At 59.8% G+C, this 20622-nt stretch carries 15 protein-coding genes; 12 read left to right on the top strand and 3 right to left on the bottom strand.

Annotated features, from left to right (window positions below; genetic code table 11):
- The first annotated feature begins 228 nt into the window (after nucleotides 1-228).
- Nucleotides 229-1728: a cation:proton antiporter gene (locus ACVWXF_RS00500; RefSeq protein ID WP_457473348.1), complete on the top strand. Its 1500-nt coding sequence runs from the start codon at nucleotides 229-231 to the stop codon at nucleotides 1726-1728.
- Nucleotide 1729: 1 nt separating this feature from the next.
- Here the strand turns inward: ACVWXF_RS00500 and ACVWXF_RS00505 are convergent, their stop codons facing one another.
- Nucleotides 1730-2317: an FHA domain-containing protein gene (locus ACVWXF_RS00505; protein ID WP_457473349.1), complete on the bottom strand. Its 588-nt coding sequence runs from the start codon at nucleotides 2315-2317 to the stop codon at nucleotides 1730-1732.
- Between the two features lie 214 nt (nucleotides 2318-2531).
- On the opposite strand from ACVWXF_RS00505, the gene ACVWXF_RS00510 reads away from it, so the two are divergent.
- The 4 genes from ACVWXF_RS00510 to ACVWXF_RS00525 all read left to right on the top strand — a co-directional run bounded on the left by ACVWXF_RS00510 (nucleotide 2532) and on the right by ACVWXF_RS00525 (nucleotide 4908).
- Nucleotides 2532-2756 (top strand): NAD(P)H dehydrogenase subunit NdhS, encoded by a 225-nt coding sequence (locus ACVWXF_RS00510; RefSeq protein WP_011432364.1) that lies wholly within the window; start codon nucleotides 2532-2534, stop codon nucleotides 2754-2756.
- Between the two features lie 34 nt (nucleotides 2757-2790).
- The gene (locus tag ACVWXF_RS00515; protein ID WP_414330836.1) at nucleotides 2791-3534 is read left to right on the top strand and encodes a low-complexity tail membrane protein; all 744 of its coding nucleotides are present in this window, start codon (nucleotides 2791-2793) and stop codon (nucleotides 3532-3534) included.
- 128 nt (nucleotides 3535-3662) lie between these two features.
- Nucleotides 3663-4457, top strand: coding sequence for a hypothetical protein (locus tag ACVWXF_RS00520; protein ID WP_414344360.1), 795 nt, complete (start codon nucleotides 3663-3665; stop codon nucleotides 4455-4457).
- Between the two features lie 193 nt (nucleotides 4458-4650).
- Entirely contained in the window at nucleotides 4651-4908 is a 258-nt protein-coding gene (locus ACVWXF_RS00525; RefSeq protein ID WP_414381293.1) for a DUF2949 domain-containing protein, read from the top strand.
- A gap of 246 nt (nucleotides 4909-5154) precedes the next feature.
- On the opposite strand, the gene ACVWXF_RS00530 is transcribed toward ACVWXF_RS00525, so the two are convergent.
- Entirely contained in the window at nucleotides 5155-8364 is a 3210-nt protein-coding gene (locus ACVWXF_RS00530) for an efflux RND transporter permease subunit (RefSeq protein WP_457473350.1), read from the bottom strand.
- 61 nt (nucleotides 8365-8425) lie between these two features.
- On the bottom strand, nucleotides 8426-9724 hold the full coding sequence (locus ACVWXF_RS00535) for an efflux RND transporter periplasmic adaptor subunit (RefSeq protein ID WP_457473351.1): 1299 nt from the start codon (nucleotides 9722-9724) through the stop codon (nucleotides 8426-8428).
- A gap of 891 nt (nucleotides 9725-10615) precedes the next feature.
- Between ACVWXF_RS00535 and ACVWXF_RS00540 the strand changes: the two genes are divergently transcribed.
- The 7 genes from ACVWXF_RS00540 (at nucleotide 10616) to gatB (ending at nucleotide 20394) form a co-directional block, all read left to right on the top strand.
- On the top strand, nucleotides 10616-12058 hold the full coding sequence (locus ACVWXF_RS00540; protein WP_414344852.1) for a gamma-aminobutyraldehyde dehydrogenase: 1443 nt from the start codon (nucleotides 10616-10618) through the stop codon (nucleotides 12056-12058).
- A gap of 571 nt (nucleotides 12059-12629) precedes the next feature.
- The gene (gene bchD, locus ACVWXF_RS00545) at nucleotides 12630-14648 is read left to right on the top strand and encodes a magnesium chelatase ATPase subunit D (protein WP_457473352.1); all 2019 of its coding nucleotides are present in this window, start codon (nucleotides 12630-12632) and stop codon (nucleotides 14646-14648) included.
- A gap of 125 nt (nucleotides 14649-14773) precedes the next feature.
- Complete coding sequence (locus tag ACVWXF_RS00550; protein WP_011432355.1) at nucleotides 14774-15502, top strand: LmeA family phospholipid-binding protein; 729 nt, start codon at nucleotides 14774-14776, stop codon at nucleotides 15500-15502.
- A gap of 567 nt (nucleotides 15503-16069) precedes the next feature.
- Entirely contained in the window at nucleotides 16070-17131 is a 1062-nt protein-coding gene (locus tag ACVWXF_RS00555) for a sensor histidine kinase (RefSeq protein ID WP_457473353.1), read from the top strand.
- Between the two features lie 1179 nt (nucleotides 17132-18310).
- Nucleotides 18311-18493: a hypothetical protein gene (locus ACVWXF_RS00560; protein WP_457473354.1), complete on the top strand. Its 183-nt coding sequence runs from the start codon at nucleotides 18311-18313 to the stop codon at nucleotides 18491-18493.
- A complete protein-coding gene (locus ACVWXF_RS00565) occupies nucleotides 18490-18774 on the top strand; it encodes an acylphosphatase (protein WP_414351467.1) in 285 nt (94 codons plus the stop codon). The genes ACVWXF_RS00560 and ACVWXF_RS00565 overlap by 4 nt, the downstream gene beginning before the upstream one ends.
- Before the next feature lie 147 nt (nucleotides 18775-18921).
- Entirely contained in the window at nucleotides 18922-20394 is a 1473-nt protein-coding gene (gatB, locus tag ACVWXF_RS00570; protein WP_414351470.1) for an Asp-tRNA(Asn)/Glu-tRNA(Gln) amidotransferase subunit GatB, read from the top strand.
- The last annotated feature ends 228 nt before the right edge of the window (nucleotides 20395-20622 follow it).

Here is a 20622-nt window from a genome sequence, read left to right on the forward strand (position 1 = left end):
GGGCTTCGTCCTGCTCATGGGAACGTCTGTGGAGACAATACTCCAGATAAGTATCAATTATCTGGAGTATAAGAGTGCCTACCTGGGCGTTGCCAACAGTTCCCAAGGGAGGTTAGCTTCTGTAACAGTCTTCCAGCAGAAGGGCGAAAGGAATGGGAACGGCAGCGTTCCCACCAGGGCCGGCCCGAGACAAAAAGCTGTTCATCATTTGAGGGTGAGATCTTGCTGTTGAACAACCTAGATTCAGTGTTGCTTGCTGTTGAAGCCGCTGCCCCCCTTGAACCGGAAGGGGCTGCCAATCTTTTACCCCTGATCTTGGCGGCGGTGCTGATGGCTCTGGTGGTCATCTATCTGGCCAGCCGTATTGCCGGAGAAATCGCCGTTCGCCTGAGTTTTCCCCCCGTGTTGGGAGAACTGCTGGGGGGCGTCGCGGTAGGGGCCTCCGCTCTGGGGTTGCTTGTCTTCCCAGAAGGACAAGTTTCCGGCCAAGAGCTGCACACCTTGGCTCAATCCTCAGCACTGATGCAATTTCTGCGAGCCACTGCCGGACTCGACGAGGGATCCCTGGTACAGGTGTTCTCCTCCCAAAGCCAGATCATCGACATCCTCTCCGAGATCGGGGTGATCGTCCTTTTGTTTGAAATCGGCCTCGAGTCGGATCTGGCCGAGCTGTTGCGGGTCGGCCCTCAAGCCGCAGCCGTAGCCGTCATCGGGGTCGCTGTGCCTTTCCTGGCCGGAACCCTGGGCTTGCTCTACCTGTTTCATGTGCCCGTTATCCCCGCCATATTTGCCGGCGCTGCCCTCACAGCAACCAGCATCGGCATCACCGCCCGCGTCTTGGCCGAGCTGCAAAAACTCACCTCCCCAGAAGGACAGGTGATCATCGGCGCCGCCGTCTTGGATGACGTGTTGGGCATCATCATCTTGGCCGTGGTGGCGGGCTTGGCCAAAAACGGAGAAGTCAACCTTTCCGATATCGGCATCATCATCCTCAGTGCCATCCTCTTCTTGGTCGGCTCCATTGTTTTGGGGCGCCTTCTCAGCCCCTACTTTGTTGCCCTTCTCAACAGCCTGAAGACCCGAGGTAACCCCCTTCTGCCCGCCCTCGTGCTGGCCTTTCTGCTGGCTTATGTGGGGCAAATCATTCATCTAGAAGCGATTTTGGGCGCTTTTGCCGCTGGCCTGATCTTGGCCGAAACCGAGAAACGGCAAGAGCTGGAAGAACAGATCAAGCCCATTTCCGACCTACTGGTGCCCATCTTCTTCGTCTGCGTCGGGGCCAAAACCAACCTTGCCGTACTCAACCCCACCCTCCCCGTCAACCGAGAGGGGCTGATCATTGCCGTCTTCTTGATCGGAGTTGCCATTGTGGGCAAGCTAGCAGCGGGCTTGGGGGCCTTTGGCAAGCCGGGCATCAACCGCTACGCCATCGGAGTGGGCATGATTCCCCGGGGTGAGGTGGGCCTGGTGTTTGCCGGTGTGGGGGCCGCCAGTGGGGTTCTCTCCGATGCCCTCGATGTCAGCATTATCGTCATGGTGATTGCCACCACCTTTGTCGCTCCCCTCTGGCTGCGGGGAGTGTTGATTGGGGAAGCCAACTCCCCCCCCTCCCTCCTGGACTTGCAGGCAGAAGCGTCAGAGCAAGAGCGCAAAGGCGGCGCCGACGAGACCGCGTCATCGCTCCCAGACCTCCCAGACTCAGAACGGGTGGGCATTCCTGAGGGCTAAATTATCTCAGCTTTCCCCTCAAACGCCCCCAGAGCGTCTGCAACAGCAGCCGCAGCGGATTGCGGCGTTGAGGCTTCACGTCAATTCTCTCCATCGTCTCCTCTTGGGGCAAAATTGCCTGCATCGAGGGCGGATCAAACCGCTGCATGGTTGTGGAGCGCCGATCCACCACCTCCGCCTTCACGCTGCGAAAGCTTACAGACTGGAGATACCGCTGAAAATCTTCGTCCGACAACCGACGAATGCAGTACTGCATCCGCACCCGATCCCCCAACAGGATCTGATCCCCATCCTTGAGATCCCAGCTCAAACATCTCTGCCCATTCACCGAGACGCCGTTGGTGCTGCGCTTGCCCTCGATATTGCCGTCCAGCAGCCGGTAGGTATACTGGCCATCTTTTTGGGGTAGCCGCAGCAGCAGCGCGTGTTGCCGGGAAACCGCCGCCGAATCGATGACAATCGCATTGCTGGGATCCCTGCCAATCGAATAGGTGGCAGCACTGAGGGCCACAGCCCGCCGTCCCTGCTCATCATCGATCACCAACACATGCCAGATTTGGGAGGGGGAAGACTGTGCGCCGGTAGCCATGGTCTGGGGCCTTGAGGGGGAGCTGGGTTGACCGTCGAAGTTGCAGTACAGGCTCCTTTCCCGTTAGCGGGCTGGCAGCCACACCTCAGCCATTGCCTAACCCTCGGCGAACCGCTGTGGGAAGAAGCTCAACGAGGGGGAGACTCGGCAAGAGAGGGGCTTTCCCCCATAATAGTAAGGCAGAGCTTCTGCAAAAAAAGAGGATAGCTGAAACGTGAACACGACTCCAACCCCAACCCTCCTCGAAGCCCTTCCCCCGATCTACCCCGGCGTTGCCGTGCGGGTCATCAACCCCAACGACACCTACTACTGCTTTGAGGGCCAGGTACAGCGGGTTACCGACAACCATGCCGCTGTCCTCTTTGAAGGCGGCAACTGGGACAAATTAGTCACCTTCCGCCTCACAGAATTGGAAGTGGTGGACAAATCCCGCCCCTAGCCCTGCTCTCCCCCGTCCCTTTTGGCATCTCCCCATGCGCAGCCATTGGCAGGAACCTTTCCTCTGGATCCATGCCGCCGGCATCCTCCTCTTCCCCTTGTGGGTGGGGCTGACCCTGATCGGGCTGGCCACAGGGGATCCCCTCCTGCCGGTGGGGGCGGAGCAGGCCTGGGTGGCCGTGGTGGGCATTGGGCCGGTCTTTGCTATGCAGTGGCGCAAACCGTTTGACATCTTTAGCGTGTGGGTGGCCTCTGTCCCCCCAGAAGAACTCACCCTCGAGCAGCGCCGCATCTTGGCCGCCTTCCTCAGCCCCGAACATAAGATTTTGACGCTGTTGGCGGCAATCCTGATGCTGGAAGTCGGTGAGCGCCTCTACGACTTTGCCCCCCTCTTTGCCCCGCTCACCCCTGGCAACGGCACCCGCCTGGCCGGCCTAGCCATAGCTGCCTTTGGATTTTGGGGATCCAACCTATTCTTGCAGATCCCCATTGCAACGATACGGGTACTCCTCCTCAGCGAGCCGGAGCTGGCCCAAATGGATCCCGTCCCCGTCGAGGAGATTGAAAGCCGCTTCTCCGTCCTCGGCAATCGCCGCAGCCCACTCCTGCAACGGCTGCTGCGCCGCATCTCCGGCCAGGATTCAGAAGGCACCTCGAAAGACCAAAAAGACAAGGTTAAAAACAGAGCGGCAGAAAACCCCCAGCCGGAATCCGAGAAGCGGGATCCCTCTGGGGAAGTTGCCATGCCGGCCCCTGAAACTCCCCCCGATCCCACCTAAGGCAAGCTTCCGCAAAAGCTGTAGCTCAATGTTAGATTGGAAGCAATCCAAGTAGATTGGAAGCAATCCAAGCCCTGTGAAATCCAACCATCGGCATTCCCCTGATCTTCGAGGCTACCGCACCGGCAATGGCGAGCAACTTTTCTTTCCGCTTCAAGCAATTTACCCAACGCCTCAGAGAAACCACCCAACTTCCCCAGTTTTTCACCGATCAAGCCACCAGTGAAACCCAAAACCTCGCTCGGGAGTTGGCTTTGGTTGGGGAATACGCCACTCAGCTTAGCCAAGTGGTGATGGAGGTGGACTTTCTCAACCAGCTCTACACCCGTCTTTTGAACGAGCGGGAAGTGTTGCAGCAGGAAAAAGATCACTTGGAAGCGCGGGTCTTTGAGTTGCAACAGGAACGCAACGAGACGGAGCCCCAGGTGATGTATTTGCGAGAGCAGCTCAGCCAGGCCAGCTTTCAACTGGAACAAACTCAAAACCGGGAACGCAGCCTTAGCGAGCGAGAACGACAGTTGTCGGAAATTGTAGCCCAACTGGAGCGACGGCGGGCTGTACTCAACCAAGCCATCGAAAACCTCACCAATCAAGAGGCCGATTACACCGTTCGCACCAAAGAACTGGAGGCGGTCGTCCGGGAAAACGAAAAGAAAGCCAAGCAGTACCTGGAAGCTGCCAACCACTACCGCGCCTACCTGGAAGAGCTCAATGCGCAAGTGCAAGAAACGCAAGCCAAGCTGAGAAGCCTTGGTGTCGAGCCCAAGCCCGCCGACCTGCCCCGACTTGAGGATCTGGAAAAACCCACCCCCATCCCAACGCCACCCCCTGCCTACACGCCTCCTCTCCCCCAACAGCCCCCCCCATCCCAGCAGAGTGGCTATTGGTCAGATAGTCCCTTCGACGACGACCCCTGGGGATAGACCGTCCTGCCAGGATCTATAAGCCAGCTTTGCGACAAAGCTCAGTCCTCTCTGCCCTAACCGGCCTTGGGAGGGCCTGGGTGGTCACATACCCTGGAAGAAACCTGTTGCAAGGGATCCGCAAGAAGATCCCCAGAATCAGTACGAGGATCCCGATCCTCGACATTCAATCCTTTCCTGCCTGGCCAAACCTATGGAACCGACCCTGCCGGATTTACAAGCCCTTAGCCAATGGGATCGACAGTTCTGCCAGTTTGCTGCCCAGCAGCAGCTCCTCAAGCCCAAACAACTGGCTTTGGCCCTGAAGATCCAGCGGCAGCAGCACGGCCCTCTAGCCTTGATCCTCTGGCAGTTGGGCTTTGTGGGCCTGCAACACCTGGCTCAGTTCTGGGAAAAAATGCCCAGCGAAGCCGAGTCCGAACTGCTCGAAGACAGGGCCTGCGGTGGATGAGAAAGCGATGAACGAGAGCCTCCCCAAACCTGTGCAAAAGCGCTGGAAGTCCTTTGCAGTACGGAACCAAGGTGTACAGTCATTTCAAGTTAGACTAAGACACTTCTCAACTGCTCCGCGGTGCCGCCCAAACGCCCTGCGCCGCTTCCGCGACCACCCCCAATCTCTCCCGAAGGGAGAGCTAGGAAGCAAGGCAACGGAACTTTTCCGCCAAAAGACAAGCATCAAGCAGATTCCCCTGGCTACCTACCCAACGCTGTCGCCACCAGGCAGCAGATCCTTGGGATCCTCCGGTGGGGGCAGATGCGCCAGATCCACAGGCGAAGGGGATCCCCCCAAAATTCGCACCTGGATCCCCTTGATCACGACATAGAGCACCGGCACCACCAGCAAACTGAGCATTGTCGAGACGAACATGCCGCCGATCACCGCCGTGCCCAGCGACTGACGGCTGGCTGCCCCTGCGCCCGTGGCCGCTGCCAGAGGGAAAATACCCAGGATAGTGCTCAGGGCGGTCATCAGAATGGCGCGGAAGCGCGTCTCGGCTGCTTGGGTGGCAGCTTTGAGCAGTGGGATCCCTTGGGCAACCAACTGGTTGGCAAACTCCACAATCAAGATGGAGTTTTTGCTGGCCAGCCCGATCAACATCACCAACCCGACTTGGCAGAAGACGTCGTTGGTCAAGCCCCGCAGCAGTTGCGCCAAAAGAGCCCCAAGAACCGCCAGCGGCACCGCCAACAAAATGATCAAGGGATCCACATAGCTCTCAAATTGCGCCGCCAGCACCAGGAAGACGAACACCGAGCCCAAAGCAAAGATCAGCGGCGCCTGTCCTCCCGACTCGATTTCTTCCAGCGACAGGCCCGACCACTCGAAGCCAAACCCCTGGGGCAGCAACTGGGCGGCTAGAGTTTCCATAGCCCGAATCGCTTGCCCTGAGCTAAAGCCCGGCAGGGCGCTGCCCTGAATTTCCACCGAGCGGAAGAGGTTGAAGTGGTTGATGATGGCCGGGCTGGTGGTCTCCTCCACCTGAACCAGGGTGCTCAACGGCAAGAGCTGCCCCTGCCCACCCCGCACGTAGAACTGGCCGATGCTTTCCGGGTTACCTCGGAATGCTTGATCCGCCTGCACATAGACCCGGTAGTTGCGGTTGAACAGATCGAAATCATTGACGTAGGTGCCCCCCAGCAGCGTCTGCAGCGTGCCGAAGACATCCAACAGAGGGATCCCCAACAACTGGGCCATCTCCCGATCCACCTGTACTTCTAGCTGCGGCGAATTGGCGTTGAAGGTGGGCGGGTTAATCCGCAAGCCCAAGGGGGGTTGGCCCGGCGGGGGCGGCGAGTTGCCCACAAAAAACAGGGTGTTGGCCGTCTGCTCCAAGAGGTTGAAATCGTTCACCCCCCGATCCTGAAGCTGGAAAGTAAACCCGCCCGCAACCCCCAAATTGGGAATGGCCGGCGGCAGGATCGGGATCACCAATGCGCGGCTGATCCCGCCCAAAAAAGGCCCAAATAGCCGGTTGACAATCGCTTGCGCCGATTGCTCCGGTTGCCGCCGCTCTTCCCAGGGCTTGAGGGTGGCAAAGATCAGCCCATTCCCCGGCGAGGGCCCGGTAAAGCTGAACCCCCCCACGATCACCCGATTTTCGATCTCAGGGATCCCCTCCAAAATAGCGGCGGCCTGCCGGATCACCCTGTCGGTATAGTTGAGGGAAACCCCCGGCGGCCCCTGGACAATGGTGATGAAAAAGCCCTGATCCTCATCCGGCACAAACCCCGTCGGCACAATTTGGAACAGCCAGTAGGTGAGGCCCAAACAGGCAATAAACCCCGTCACCACCAACAGCCGCAGCTTCACCACCAGCTCCAGCAGGCGGCAGTAGGCCGCTCGGATCCCTTCCACGGCGCGGTCAAACCAGCGCAGCAGCCAAAACATCTGCTCTGAGCGGGGGCGAATTAGCAGCGCCGACAAAGCCGGAGCCAAGGTAATGGCATTAAACGTGGACAGCGAAACCGACACGGCAATGGTGACGGCAAACTGCTGGTAGATGCGACCGCTGGTGCCAGGAAAGAAAGCAACAGGCACAAATAGCCCCAGCAGCACCAGCGTCGTGGCGATCACCGCCCCCAACACCTCGTTCATCCCCGCCGAGGCCCCCTGCAGAGGCCGCATGCCGCGGTCGCGGATGTAGCGGGAGATATTCTCCACCACCACAATGGTGTCGTCCACCACCAAGCCAGTGGCCAGGGTGAGGCCGAACAGAGTCAAAGTGTTGATGGAAAAGCCAAACAGGCGCACAAAGGCGAAGGTCCCCAGCAGCGCCACCGGAATTGTAACGGTGGGAATGAGGGTGACGCGCCAATCTTGCAAAAAGATGAACAGTACCAGCACCACCAGGGCAATAGCCTGCAGCAGGGTAAAAATCACCTCCTGCACCGACTCGGTAATGAACAGGGTGGCGTCGAAAGGGATCTCGTAGATCAAGCCGGGCGGAAAACTCTCCGCCAGCTGCGCCAACGTCTGCCGCACCTGCCGCGACACCTCTAGGGCGTTGGCATCCGGTTGTTGGGTGATGGCGATCCCCACCGCCTCCTGCCCCCCGATGCGGAAGAACGTATCGTAGCTTTGGGCCCCCAGCTCTACCCGGCCCACATCGGCAATGCGCACCAAGCTGCCATCGGCGTTGGCCTTGAGAACGATCTGGGCGAACTCCTCCGGCTGCGACAGCCGCCCCGTGGCCTGGACGCTGATCTGAAACTCCTGATCCGGGGGGCTGGGCTGGCCGCCAATTTGGCCGGCGGGCACCTGGATATTCTGCTGGCGCACTGCGTTTACCACATCCAGAGCTGTCAGACCATAGCTGGCCAGCCGCGTCGGATCCAGCCAGATGCGCATGGCATAGGTGCGCTCCCCGAAAATGATGACATCGCTGACGCCGCGGATGCGCCGCAAAGCATCCCGCACAAACAGCTCCGCGTAGTTGCTCAAAAACAGCTCGTCGTATTCCCCCGCCTCTGAGCGCAGCGCCAACACCAGCACAAAGGCGCTGTCGCCGGCCTTTTCCACGCTGATGCCGTTTTGGATCACCTCCGCCGGCAGCCGGCCCTGGGCCCGCGCCACCCGGTTCTGCACATCCACAGCCGCCGTGTCCAGATCCCGATCCGGGCTGAAGGTAACGGTGATCTGGCTGGTGCCGTTGCTGCTGCTCACCGAGGCGATAGACCGTATACCCTCGACGCCGTTGATCTCCTGCTCCAGCACATTGGTTACCGCCGTCTCCACCGTCTCGGCGTTGGCCCCAGGATAAACAGCAGTCACCCTCACCGCTGGCGGCGCCACCTGTGGGTAGTAGTCCACCGGCAGTAGGGGAATGCTCACCGCCCCCACCAGCACGATCAGGATGGAGCAGACGCTGGCAAAAACAGGGCGGCGAATGAAAAAGTCAAAAAACATAGTCCAGCGCAGTGAGGAGTGAAAGGGGATAGCTGAGTTGGGAAACCGCCGGAGAGAGGACCTAGGGCGGGGATCCAGGAGGTCTCCCTCCCCCTTGTGGCTGCATCCTCTGCTGAAAAAGCACCTCATCGACAATCGGAGCGCCATCGCGGATTTTCTGCAGGCCGCTCAGCACAATTGGCTCATTGGCCTCCAAACCCTCCAGCACCTCATAGCTGTTTCCGTAGATGGATCCCAGCTGCACCGGCCTTTGCACCGCCACCGCCCCCGGGGGCATGCCCTCTGCTGGCGGCTCCGTTGTCTGCACCGTGTAGACAAAGGTTTGCGCCCCCAAGCGGGCCACCGCCGTCACCGGCACCAGCAAGGCCGGCCGCTCCTCCCAGATGACCCGAGTCCGCACAAACTGGGCCGAGCGCAACTGGCCGGCAGGGTTCTCCAGAAGAGCCTTGGCCAGCACCGATTGCGTGGCGGCGTTGGCTTCGGGAGCAATGAAAGAGATTTGGCTGCTGCCGATCACCTCGCCGCGGCTATCCAGGATCTGCACCGGCGTGCCAATGCGCAGCTGGGGGGCCCGCTGCAACGGGATGTTAAGGTTGAGCTCCAGCGCCTGGGTTTGGGTCAAGGTGGTCAAAACCGTCTGAGGCGTCACGTAGTCTCCCTGCCTCACCAAAACATCCCCCACAATGCCCGCAAAGGGAGCCGTGACCTGGAAAAACTGCAATTGCACCTGTTGCCGCTCCGCCTCGGCCTGGGCTCGCTGCACCTCCCGCTCTGCCCGCAAGATCGCGGCCTCCTGAGCGCGGATCTGCTCCTGTTGCGCCGCCAAAGCCGCCTCCGCCTGGCGCAGGTCGCGGCTGGATTGATCCGCTTGCGCCTGGCTGATGGCCCCCTCGGCCAATAGGCGCAGGTTACGTTCGTGCAGATCCCGGGCAAACTCCGCCGCTGCCTCTAGGCGCATCCGATCCGCCCGCAACTGGCTGAGCACGGCCCGGCCGCTCTCCAGGTTGGCTTGGGCTGCGGCAATCCCCGCCGTTTGGCCGGCCACCGCCGCCTGTTGCTGCCGGCTGTCGATCTCAAAGAGAGGGGCTCCGGCAGCCACCTGGGATCCCAGCTGCACGAACACCTGGGTCACCTGTCCACTGACCTGAGGGCGGATACTGGCCACCTGCTGGGATCCGAGGCTGGCCATGAACTCTGAGGTCTCTTCGATTTGCTGTTCCTCTACCCTGCCGACGGCCACTGGTGTGGGTTGGCCTTCTCCGCCCCCTTCACCCCCCATGCTGCGAGGTGGCCCGCCGGGCCGGCAAGCAGCTACCAAGAGAGAAAGGCACAACAGCGGCAGAGCTGTTCGCAGTTGCATCGTGAACTTGCCTCCCTAACGGCTATCCCAACAGAGGGATCCCACCTCTGCATTGACTCAATCAAACAGGGTACTGAGACTGTGCCCTGCTGCGCCTGTGCAAAAGCGCTGGCCATCCTTCCCAATCCAGAGCTAGGGTGGATGCGTGACATCCTCCCGGCGCTCGTCCTGTGGATAGAGCGCGGGCCACCCTTCCCGTCAGCAGGACGGAGTCCTTACCTCGCGGTCGGGCATTCCTGCCCCACGTCACTTGTCTGGGTCTACAACCCCCGACAAAACGACTGGACAAGTGGCTTCCCTTCCCCAGCCTTCCTAGCTACTGCCAGCTTGCAAAACAAGTCTAATCCACAGGGAACGGTGCATCGGCAGACAGGATGGACTCCTGCACCCAGGAACCCCTGTCCACCGGCCAAGAGCAAGATGCTATCCACTCGTTGATTTCCGGCAAAGTGTAGTTGTATACGTCCCGGCCAATCTCCAGCCACGCCAACAGCAAGGCCTCCGTCCCGCTGACGCGAGCGGCTTGTTGGCAGGCATCTGGATCAATCCGGTGCTTGTAGGTTACACCAGCATAAGTAGGTTTTGCTACAGATTTCGCTCAGAGGTATGGCGGGGATCCCTGTATCCCGGTGCTCACCCTGCGGGTAGAGTGCAGGACTGATTGCCCCTGCACCTCCGTTAGTTAGCAGATGCGGGATCCTCACCAGTGGGCCGTTGGCCACAGTCTACGGCCCGCTTTGCGAATAGCCGTTTGGGCCATCCCAATCCCAAAGGATCCCATCTCTGCACCCCAAAGTTGCCAAAGTTGAATGAAGCTTATGATTCAAGCCGAGCCAAAAAGATTCGGCACAATGGGGAGAGCCATTTCACCAAGCTGTTGAGGACATCGCTATGGCCTACAAACTCTGGATCGACGGCCAATGGGTCGATAGCCAAGGGGGGGGCCTGATGACCATCGAGAACCCGGCCACCGGCGAGAAACTGGCAGAGGTGGTGGATGCCAGCCCTGCCGATGTGGATCGGGCGGTGCAGGCCGCCCAAACAGCCTTCTACGATGGCCGTTGGTCGAAACTCACCCCCGGCGAGCGCTCCCTGGCCCTCTGGAAATTGGCAGATCTGATCGAGGCTCGTGCCCCAGAACTGGCTCGTGTGGAATCGGAAAACACCGGCAAGCCCTACGAGTTCCTCAGCTTGGGGGGAGATCTGCCATTTGCGGTGGATAATCTGCGTTTCTTCGCCGCCGCCGCCCGCGACATCCATGGCTTTAGTGCTGGGGAATACGCCAAGGGCTACACCTCCCTCTTTCGCAAAGAGCCAGTGGGGGTGTGCGCGCAAATTACCCCTTGGAACTATCCGCTGATGATGGCCGTCTGGAAAATCGGCCCCGCCCTGGCCGCCGGCTGTACGGTGGTGCTCAAGCCCGCTCCTGCCACCCCCCTGACCACCCTGATGCTGGGGGAACTGATCGCCGAGGCTGGGATCCCGCCCGGGGTAGTCAATATCGTTACCGGAGGCAATGCCACCGGCCAAGCCCTGGTGGAGCACCCCCAGGTGCGCATGGTCAGCCTTACCGGCTCTACCGCCACCGGCAAGCAGGTGATGCGGACAGCGGCAGATACCCTGAAGCGGGTGCATTTGGAACTGGGGGGCAAAGCGCCGTTTATCGTCTTCGAGGATGCGGACGTAGAGACCGTTGCTGCCAAGGCCACATTTGCTGCCACCGTCAATACCGGCCAAGACTGTACGGCAGCCACCCGCGTCTATGTGCACGAGAGCAAGCTGGCGCAGGCGCAAGAGGCCATTGTAGAAGCCATGCGCAAAGTAACGGTGGGATCCCCTTTCGAGGCGGGAGTGGAGATGGGGCCTTTGGTCTCAGCAGCCCAGCGGGAGCGGGTGATGGGATTTGTGGAGCGGGCCAAAGCAGAGGGAGCCAAGGTGCTGACCGGCGGTCGGATCCCTTCCCAGCTTGCCCAGGGCTACTACTATGAACCCACGGTGATTGCCAATGTCGATCAAAAAGCGGAGATCGTACAGAGTGAGGTTTTTGGGCCGGTTCTCACGCTCGGCTCGTTTCGCGAAGAAGCGGAAGCGCTACGCTTGGGCAATGACGTCCTATACGGGCTGGCGGCTTCTGTGTGGACTCAAGACATCGGACGAGCGATGAGGTTGGCCGCCGATCTGGAGTTCGGCACCGTCTGGATCAACGACCATATTCCCATTGCCTCTGAGGCCCCCCATGGCGGCTTTAAGCAATCGGGATTTGGCAAAGATCTCTCGGCAGAAGCGGTGCGCGACTACCAAATCACCAAACACGTGATGATTGCAACCCGCTGAAGTGATGCCCATTTTGAACAGAAGATGACCACCAAACAGCGGCGGCTCACCAGGGGTATTCCCAGTCGCCGTAGGCCATTGGTGGCCTTGATTCCGACCTACCCCTTCCCCTTGGGAGAGGGCTTGGGGAACTGTCTGGAGCCGGTTTGGAACCTGATACATTCACGCTGAACTCTCCTGAACATGGTTCAGGAAAGAAGCGATCGCATCCTGCCTATCTCTGTTCGCGTCAGCGGGACGGAGTCCAAACAGGAAGGCGGTATCCCGCAAAGCCCTGAGGAATACCCCCCGAGCGCTTTCCCCCTTCACTTCCCGGCAACCGTTGCGGTGGACTCAAGGATCAGGGGGAAACTTGGTCTACTATATCCCTCTCAATGACTTTTGCCAAACCGCCTAAAGCTCAGTAAATTCAGCAAAGTTCAGGGTTTTGGGGGTTAGAGGCATGCTCCCCAGAAAATCTCAGTTGCAAAGGCGGTGCGGAGCACTCAAGCGATAGACTGGGGTGTACAGCTCCCGCTCCGCTGCGAATCTGCTCGATTGAACCGTTGCTCGCCAAGCCTACCCGCCAACCATGGGATCCGCAACTCTATCCGCTCCTTGTACCTTTCCCCTCACCGCTGTAGTGGGGCAACAGGCGGCCAAGCTGGCTCTGCTGCTGGCAGCAGTGGATCCCAGCCTAAGGGGTGTGGTGCTGGTGGGGCCTCGCGGCACCGCCAAGTCGGTTTTGGCCAGAGGGATCCACGCCTTGCTACCGCCCATCGAGGTGATTGCGGGATCCTATTGCAACGACGATCCAGCGCAGCCGGATACCTGGTCCGACTGGGCCAAGGCTCGCTACCCAGCCGGAGAGGTGCCGCCCACCCAAGTGATATCGCCCCCCTTTGTCCAGGTTCCCCTGGGCGTCACCGAAGATCGGCTGCTGGGATCCGTCGATGTGGAGGCCTCCATCAGGCAGGGGGAAACGGTCTTCCAGCCAGGGCTCTTGGCTGCTGCCCACCGGGGCGTGCTCTATGTGGATGACATCAACCTCTTGGACGACGCCATCGTCAACTTGTTGCTGACGGTGGTGGGGGATGGGGTCAACCGCCTGGAACGGGAGGGGCTGAGTCTGCAACACCCCTGCCGGCCTCTCTTGGTGGCCACCTACAACCCCGAAGAGGGATCCCTGCGCCCCCACCTGCTGGATCGCCTGGCACTGGTGGTGCCGGTGGGGCAGGAGCTGAGCCTAGAAGAGCGAGGGGAAATTGTCCAACGGGCAACGCAATTTGTCGATGCTCCCGAGCCCTTCCTGGCCGAGCACCAGGCGGAACTGGAGGAAATCCGCACCCGCATCCTCCTGGCGCGGGAGTGGCTGCCCCAGGTCAAGCCGCAGCGGGAACAGCTCCTCTACCTGGTGCAGGAGGCCATCCGCGGCAACGTCCAAGGGCACCGGGGAGAACAATTTGCCCTGCGAGCCGCCTGTGCCCTGGCGGCGCTGGAGGGGCGGGATCGCCTCCTGGCCGAGGATCTGCAGCAGGCCGTGCAGCTGGTGCTGCTGCCCCGCGCCCGTTACGACCCCGACCAGCCCCCGCCTCCCCCCCCACCCCAATCCCAACAGCCCGATCCTTCCCCAAGCAATTCCGACGACACCGGCGAGGACCAGGAGGAGACGGATCCCCAGCCGGAAAGCCTCAGCCTGCCGCAGGAGTTTTTTTTCGATCCTGAGCAGGTGGCCCTGGACCCGCGCCTGCTGGCCTTTGCCCAGTCCCTCAACCAACAGGGGAAAACGGGATCCCGCAGCCTGGTGTTCAGCGCCGACCGGGGCCGTTACATCAAGCCCATCCTGCCCCAGGGATCCAACCCCCGCGTTGCCGTCGATGCCACCTTGCGAGCTGCTGCCCCCTATCAGAAAAGCCGCCGCCAGCGGCAACCGGGACGTAGCGTGATTGTGGAGCCGAGCGATATCCGCGCCAAAAAGCTGGTTCGCAAGGCCGGAGCCCTGGTGATCTTTGTGGTGGACGCCTCCGGCTCCATGGCCCTCAACCGCATGCAAGCGGCCAAAGGTGCCGCCCTGCGCCTGCTCACCGAGGCTTACCAAAACCGTGACAAGGTGGCCCTCATCGCCTTTCGTGGGGAAACTGCCGAAGTGTTGCTCCCCCCCACCCGCTCCATCGAGCTGGCCCGCCGCCGTCTGGAATCCCTGCCCTGTGGCGGGGGATCCCCTCTCGCCCATGCCCTCACCCAAGCCGTGCGCATGGGAGTCAATGCCCGCACCGCTGGCGATGTAGGTCAGGTGATGCTGGTGGCCCTCACCGATGGCCGGGCCAACATCCCCCTCAGCCGCTCCTTGGGACGGAGCGACAGCAAAAGCCAGTTGGGAGCGGATCCCATCGACCTCAAGCAAGAGCTGCGGGAGATCGCCCTGCGCATCCGCGCCCTGGGGTTGAAGCTGCTTTTGATCGATTCCCAAAGCCGCTTTGTAACCACCGGCTTCAGCGCCGAGCTGGCGGAATTGGCGGGCGGACGGTACTTTCATCTGCCCCGTGCCACCGACCGGGGGATCGCAGCCGTGGCCCGCTCGGCTATGCAGGAGGGACGCACCTACCCCTGAGAGAACAGCCTCTCCGTTGGCAAAGGTTGTAACTTTTCTTAATGGTTGGTTATGATCCCTGTAGGCGAACTTCACCTTGTCCCATGGCTACAGGACTCCTGCCCCAACTTTCCCTCCAGAATCCCATGGCTGTCGATTGGGTTAGCCGAGGGGTAGGCGCAGCCATTCGTGCCCTCTTTAAGCATGCAGAGCGGCTGGAGGCGCGCGTGCGAGTGGAGCCTGTTGCCAAATTGTTGCAGGGTCGTATCGACAGCTTTGAACTGTTGGGCCAGCATCTGCAGATGTACAACGGCCTGAGGCTTTCGGCTCTGGAGCTATTCTGCAATGCGGTGGCCATCGATTTCAGCCAAATTTGGCAGGGGAAGATCAAGCTGCGCCAGCCAGTACAGGCCACAATGCGCGTGGTGCTGAGCGAAGACGATCTGGCGCAATCGTTTAACACACCTTTTGTGCTGAATAGGCTGGCCTTAGGAAAGCAGGATGATAGCCCCCTATCCTTCCATCACGTCCATATCAGCATCACCCCGGCGCGACGACTGCAATTCCAGGCAAATGTACAGCAGGGAGAAGCCAGGGCTTTCTGCGTCGGTTTTTCCGCCCAGGTTGAGGTGCTGGAGCGGCGTCGCATCCGCTTTACAGATCCAGTGTTTGAAAGCGGTACAGAAGAGGAGCTAGCCTTGAGCCAAGCTTTGGTACGCTGCCTGAATGAGCTTCTGGATTTGGATCGGCTCGCCTTGCGAGGCACTGAGCTGCGGGTAGACCGGGTGAACTTGCAGCCCCAGCAGATGATCCTGTACGGCAGTGCCACCCTAGCGCAATTTCCCACACGCCAACCCCAATGGGAAAGTGCTTGACAGCCTTTGGAAGGGCGGCTACGCTCAATAGTGGTGAGGAGTGAAGAGAAGAAGCCTCTGGGGTCGAAACACGGACAGACGCCCAGGGGTTTTTTCATGTCCTAGGAGCTTAAGTGCTCCGCATTATAGTCATCTTGAATAGGAATAAAACATTTTCGTTCATTGCTCTCTAACTCCCCTCTCCCAAAAAGAGAGGGGCTTGGGGTGGTCGCGGAAGCGGCGCAGAGCGCTTGGGGAGTGTCTCAATCTAGTTTGAAATGGCTATAAGATGGCCATAATTGCTCGACGTTGGTCATGCCCGGGGATCAAGCTGCCTTTGCTGTGATGTCCACAGCTTTGCCAACCGGAATACGGCGCGGCTTCTCTAAAGAATGGGGTAGCTGGGTATCCTAAAAGCTGGGGTTACGGCATCCTTCTTTATTCATGGGGATGAAGTGGCTCAAGACATAACGGTCATTCTAAGACCTAGGAAAGAACTCTTCAGCCTTGACCGTGAGGGGATGTTTATTCTTTGCCTACGGTTGGTTCACTATTTAAGCAGGTCTTGTCAAAGCGAGCACACCGAGTTTGAAACAGCAACCACTCCGCGTACTTGAGTTTTGGCGCCGCCGCTTTCCCCACAGCTTGCGCACCCAGGTGGCATTGGTCATTGCCAGCCTTTCGTTCGTCCCCAACTTGGTTTTCATCCTGTCGGTGCAGTGGATCTGGCCCGACACGCAGTTCAGCACTGAAGGGATCCTCCTGCTGCTGCTGTGGATCCCGTTGCTGGCGGTGCTGTCGGCGGTGGTGGGCTATGCTCTGTCCTCCATGATTTTGCGCCCCCTCACCCTGCTGGCCCGCGAGTTGGCTCATTTGGAAACCTTGATCAACCAGCCCGCCCGTTGGAATCTGCTGCTCCGCCCCGGGGATCCCCAGGAAGCCCTGATCTTGCGGCAGGCTTTTGCCCAGTTGCTGCGCCAGATCCAGATCGACCAAATGCGGCGAGAAGCCTTTACCGCCACCCTCGTTCACGACCTGAAAACTCCCCTCATCGCCTTTGGGCACCTGCTGAGCGCCTTCAAACAGGATCAACAGCTCGATCCGGAGCAACGTCGCGCTCTGCTGGATCGCATCCTGCAGGAAAACCAACACAATCTCTCGCTGGTGCAGAAAATGGTGGAGGCTCACCGCCTGGAGCGGGGAGAGATCGAGTTGCATCCTCGGCCTTGCGATCTGGGATCCCTGGCCAGAAAGGTGGCCGAGCGCATGGGATCCCTGGCCCAGGAGCGGGGGATCGATCTGCGAGTCGAAGGAGAAGGGTGGGGCAACGCCGATGAGGCAGAGCTGGAGCGGGCGCTGGTGAATCTGGTGGACAACGCCTTGCGCTACGCACGCCATGCAGTGGTGCTCACTGTCAGCCCCCACCAGATCCAGGTGCAGGATGATGGCCCCGGCTTGCCGGCTCCCCTAGAAGAGTTGGCCCAACCCTACGTGACCCAGCCCATTCACATTGCCGGCCACCACTACCCAACCGGCTCAGGAGGTCTGGGGCTATATATCGCCAGGCGCATCCTGCAGGCCCACGGGGGGGACTTGCGGTTGGTCGAGACGGGATCCCAAGGGACTGCTCTAGCCCTGGTGTTGCGGTGACATACTCCCGACCCCGACTGCTGGCAGTACGGAGCGGGCTTCTCGCTTCATCGGGGAGCCTACGCAAGAACCCTCCACGAGCAGACACGGAATGCCCTACCGCGTAGTTGCACCAGATTCCGGCAAAAGCCGTTTTGTGCAACTACTCCTATCATACACCATGTGGGGGTATCTGTATCCCGGCACTGACCCTACGGGTACAGTGCGGGGCTTAGCTACCCCCACACCCCCATAAGCTAACCCAATAGATTGGTGCTGAACAAGACTGGTGTAGTCATTTTAAGTGACATACTCCCGCACTCATGTTGATGCAAAGCGCTCCGCGCCGCTAAAGCGAGAGAGTGCGGGCTTCAAGGACTCCGTCCCGCTGACGCGAACAGTGACTCCGGTTAGCGCTCCGCGCCGCTAGCGCGAAAAGGACATTTCCTGGGCTTAAGGACTACGTCCCGCTAACGCGAAAAGGACGAGATGCCCCGCCCCTGTACTTGATGTCTATAGCGGCAGTGTATAAAACCCCGCTACTTTTTATGGCACCAGTAAGGACAAAACATCATGTCCCCGCCTTTCATCCCGACCCTCACCCTGGATAGTGAATAGTGGATAGTGGTTAGTGGATAGTGACTATTCACTATTCACTAGCCACTAACTAATAGAGGGCGGGGCTTCCCGGCGGTGTAGCTAGCGGTAACTAACGGGGGTGCAGGGGCAATCAGTCCTGCACTCTACCCGCAGGGTGAGCACCGGGATACAGGGATCCCCGCCATACCTCTGAGCGAAATCTGTTGAGCGAAATCTGTAGTAAAACCTACTTATGCTGGCGGTAACCTACAAGTACCGGATTGATCCAGATGCCTCTTGCTCTTGTCCGGTGGACAGGGGTTCCTGGGTGCAGGAGTCCATCCTGCCTGCCGATGCACCGTTCCCTGTGGATTAGACTTGTTTTGCAAGCTGGCAGTAGCCAGGGAGGCTGGGGAAGGGGAACCGCCTGTCCAGTTGTTCTGTCGGGGGTTGTAGACCCAGACAAGTGGCGTGGGGCAGGAATGCCCAGCCGCGAGGTAAGGACTCCGTCCTGCTGACGGGAAGGGTGGCCCGCGCTCTGTCCGTAGGACGAGCGCCGGGAGGATGTCACGGTGCATGAAGGGTGGGATCCTCTGCACAAGCGTTCGTGAGGTTGGGTTCATGTCTTCCGTGCTGTGGCAAGCGATTGGGTATGCCTGTGGGATCTCGCTGGGGCTCCTAGGCTTGGTTGCCCTGGTCAACGTTCTTGTGGGGTGGCTGGATCGGCAGACCTCAGAGACTCCGGAGGAGCCGACCGAGTCGCCAGAACCCTGCAGCACACCGGAGGGATCCCCGTCGGCATGAGTGACAGGGTTCGCGTTCACGTCTGGGTACGGGGGCGGGTTCAGGGGGTGGGGTTTCGCGCCCACACCGAAGCCATGGCCCGCAATGCCGGTGTTGGCGGCTGGGTGCGCAATTTGCGGGATGGTCGCGTCGAGGCCGTTTTTGAAGGATCCCCTGCTGCGGTGGAGGCCATGCTGCGCTGGTGCCAACAGGGCAGCCCCGGTTCGGTTGTGGAGGCCATTGAGCAACGTTCCGAGCCGCCGGAAGGTCTACCCACTTTTGAGATTCGCCCTACCGTTTGAGGAAGTTTCGCTGTTCTGAGGATCTGCTTCAAGCTGGGCTGCTCCGGCCTCTTCCTGGGTTCTGGGCTGCCGTCCCCAGAAACTGTCTGTGAGCTGGGATCCCCAAGGTCGCACTAGAATGGTTACACCGCCAGTTTTTCCCATCCCATGACTGTTGCTGCCCCCGCCAAAGTGCAATACGAAGCTGTGATTGGGCTGGAAGTTCACTGCCAGCTCAGCACTCGCTCCAAGATCTTCTCCAGCAGCGCGACAGCCTTTGGCGCTCCCCCCAACACCCAGATTGACCCCATCTGCATGGGCCTGCCCGGCACCCTGCCGGTGCTCAACGAAAAGGTGCTGGAGTACGCGGTCAAAGCGGGTTTGGCCTTGAATTGCACCATTGCCCCCTACAGCAAGTTCGACCGCAAGCAGTACTTTTACCCCGACTTGCCCAAAAACTACCAAATCTCCCAATACGACCTGCCGATTGCTACCCACGGCTGGATTGAGATCCAGCTCAGCGACGGTCGTACCAAGCGCATCGGCATCACCCGTCTGCACATGGAAGAAGATGCGGGCAAGCTGGTACATGCTGGCAGCGACCGCCTATCGGGATCCAGCTACTCTTTGGTGGATTTCAACCGGGCGGGGGTTCCCCTCATCGAGATCGTCAGCGAGCCGGACATCCGCAGCGGGGAAGAGGCAGCCGAGTATGTGCAAGAGCTGCGCCGCATCCTGCGCTATGCCGGGCTGTGCGATGGCAACCTGCAGGAGGGATCCCTGCGCTGTGATGTGAACATCTCGGTGCGTCCGCTGGGATCCCAGACCTTTGGCACGAAGGTGGAAATTAAAAACATGAACTCCTTCAACGCCATCCAACGGGCCATCGAGTACGAGTTCAACCGCCAGGTCAAGGTTGTGGAGGCGGGCGAGCGGATCGTGCAAGAGACCCGCCTTTGGGAAGAAAACAGCCAGCGCACCATCAGCATGCGCAAGAAAGAGGGATCCAGCGACTATCGGTATTTCCCGGAGCCGGATCTGCCGCCGATTCGCGTTACCGAAGAGCAAAAGGCCCGCTGGAGGGCAGAGCTGCCGGAATTGCCCGGTGTGAAGCGGCGACGTTATCAGGAGGTGTACGGCCTCTCGGTGTACGATGCCCGCTACCTCAGCGATGAACGCAACACCGCCGAATACTTTGAAGCCGTGATCGCCGCCGGTGCCGACCCGAAAGCAGCCGCCAACTGGATGATGAGCGACATTGCCAGCTACCTCAACACCCACAAGCTGGACTACCCCGACATTGCCCTGAAGCCGGAAACCCTGGCCGAGCTGATTGGCCTCATCGAGCAGGGCACCATCTCCAGCAAAATCGCCAAGGAGATCCTGCCGGAACTGCTGGAAAAAGGGGGATCGGCCCGCGCCCTGGTGGAAGCTAAGGGCATGACCCAAATCTCGGATAGCGCTCTGCTGGGGCAGATGATCGCCGAGGTGCTGGCAGAAAACCCCGAGCAACTGCAGCAGTATCGGGGGGGCAAAACCAAGCTCTTCGGCTACTTTGTCGGGCAATTGATGAAAAAAACCCAGGGACGGGCGGATCCAAAGCTGGCCAACGACCTGCTCAAGCAACACCTCGACGGCTAGCTGATACATTTACGCTGAACACTGCTGAACATCACTGTTCAACTATGCAGCGATAGCATTCTGTTTGTTTCCAAACAGAATGGCGGTATCCCGCAAAGCTTTGAGTAGAATACCCAAAGCGCAGTTTCCGTGTCGTCTTACTACCAATTTTCTGCTTTGCTTTGGCTACCATGTTGGCAGACTCGAAAGTAAACAGAAAGATCAACTGGTAGTAATCCGTACTGAACA

The organism is Thermostichus sp. MS-CIW-40, from assembly GCF_054058315.1.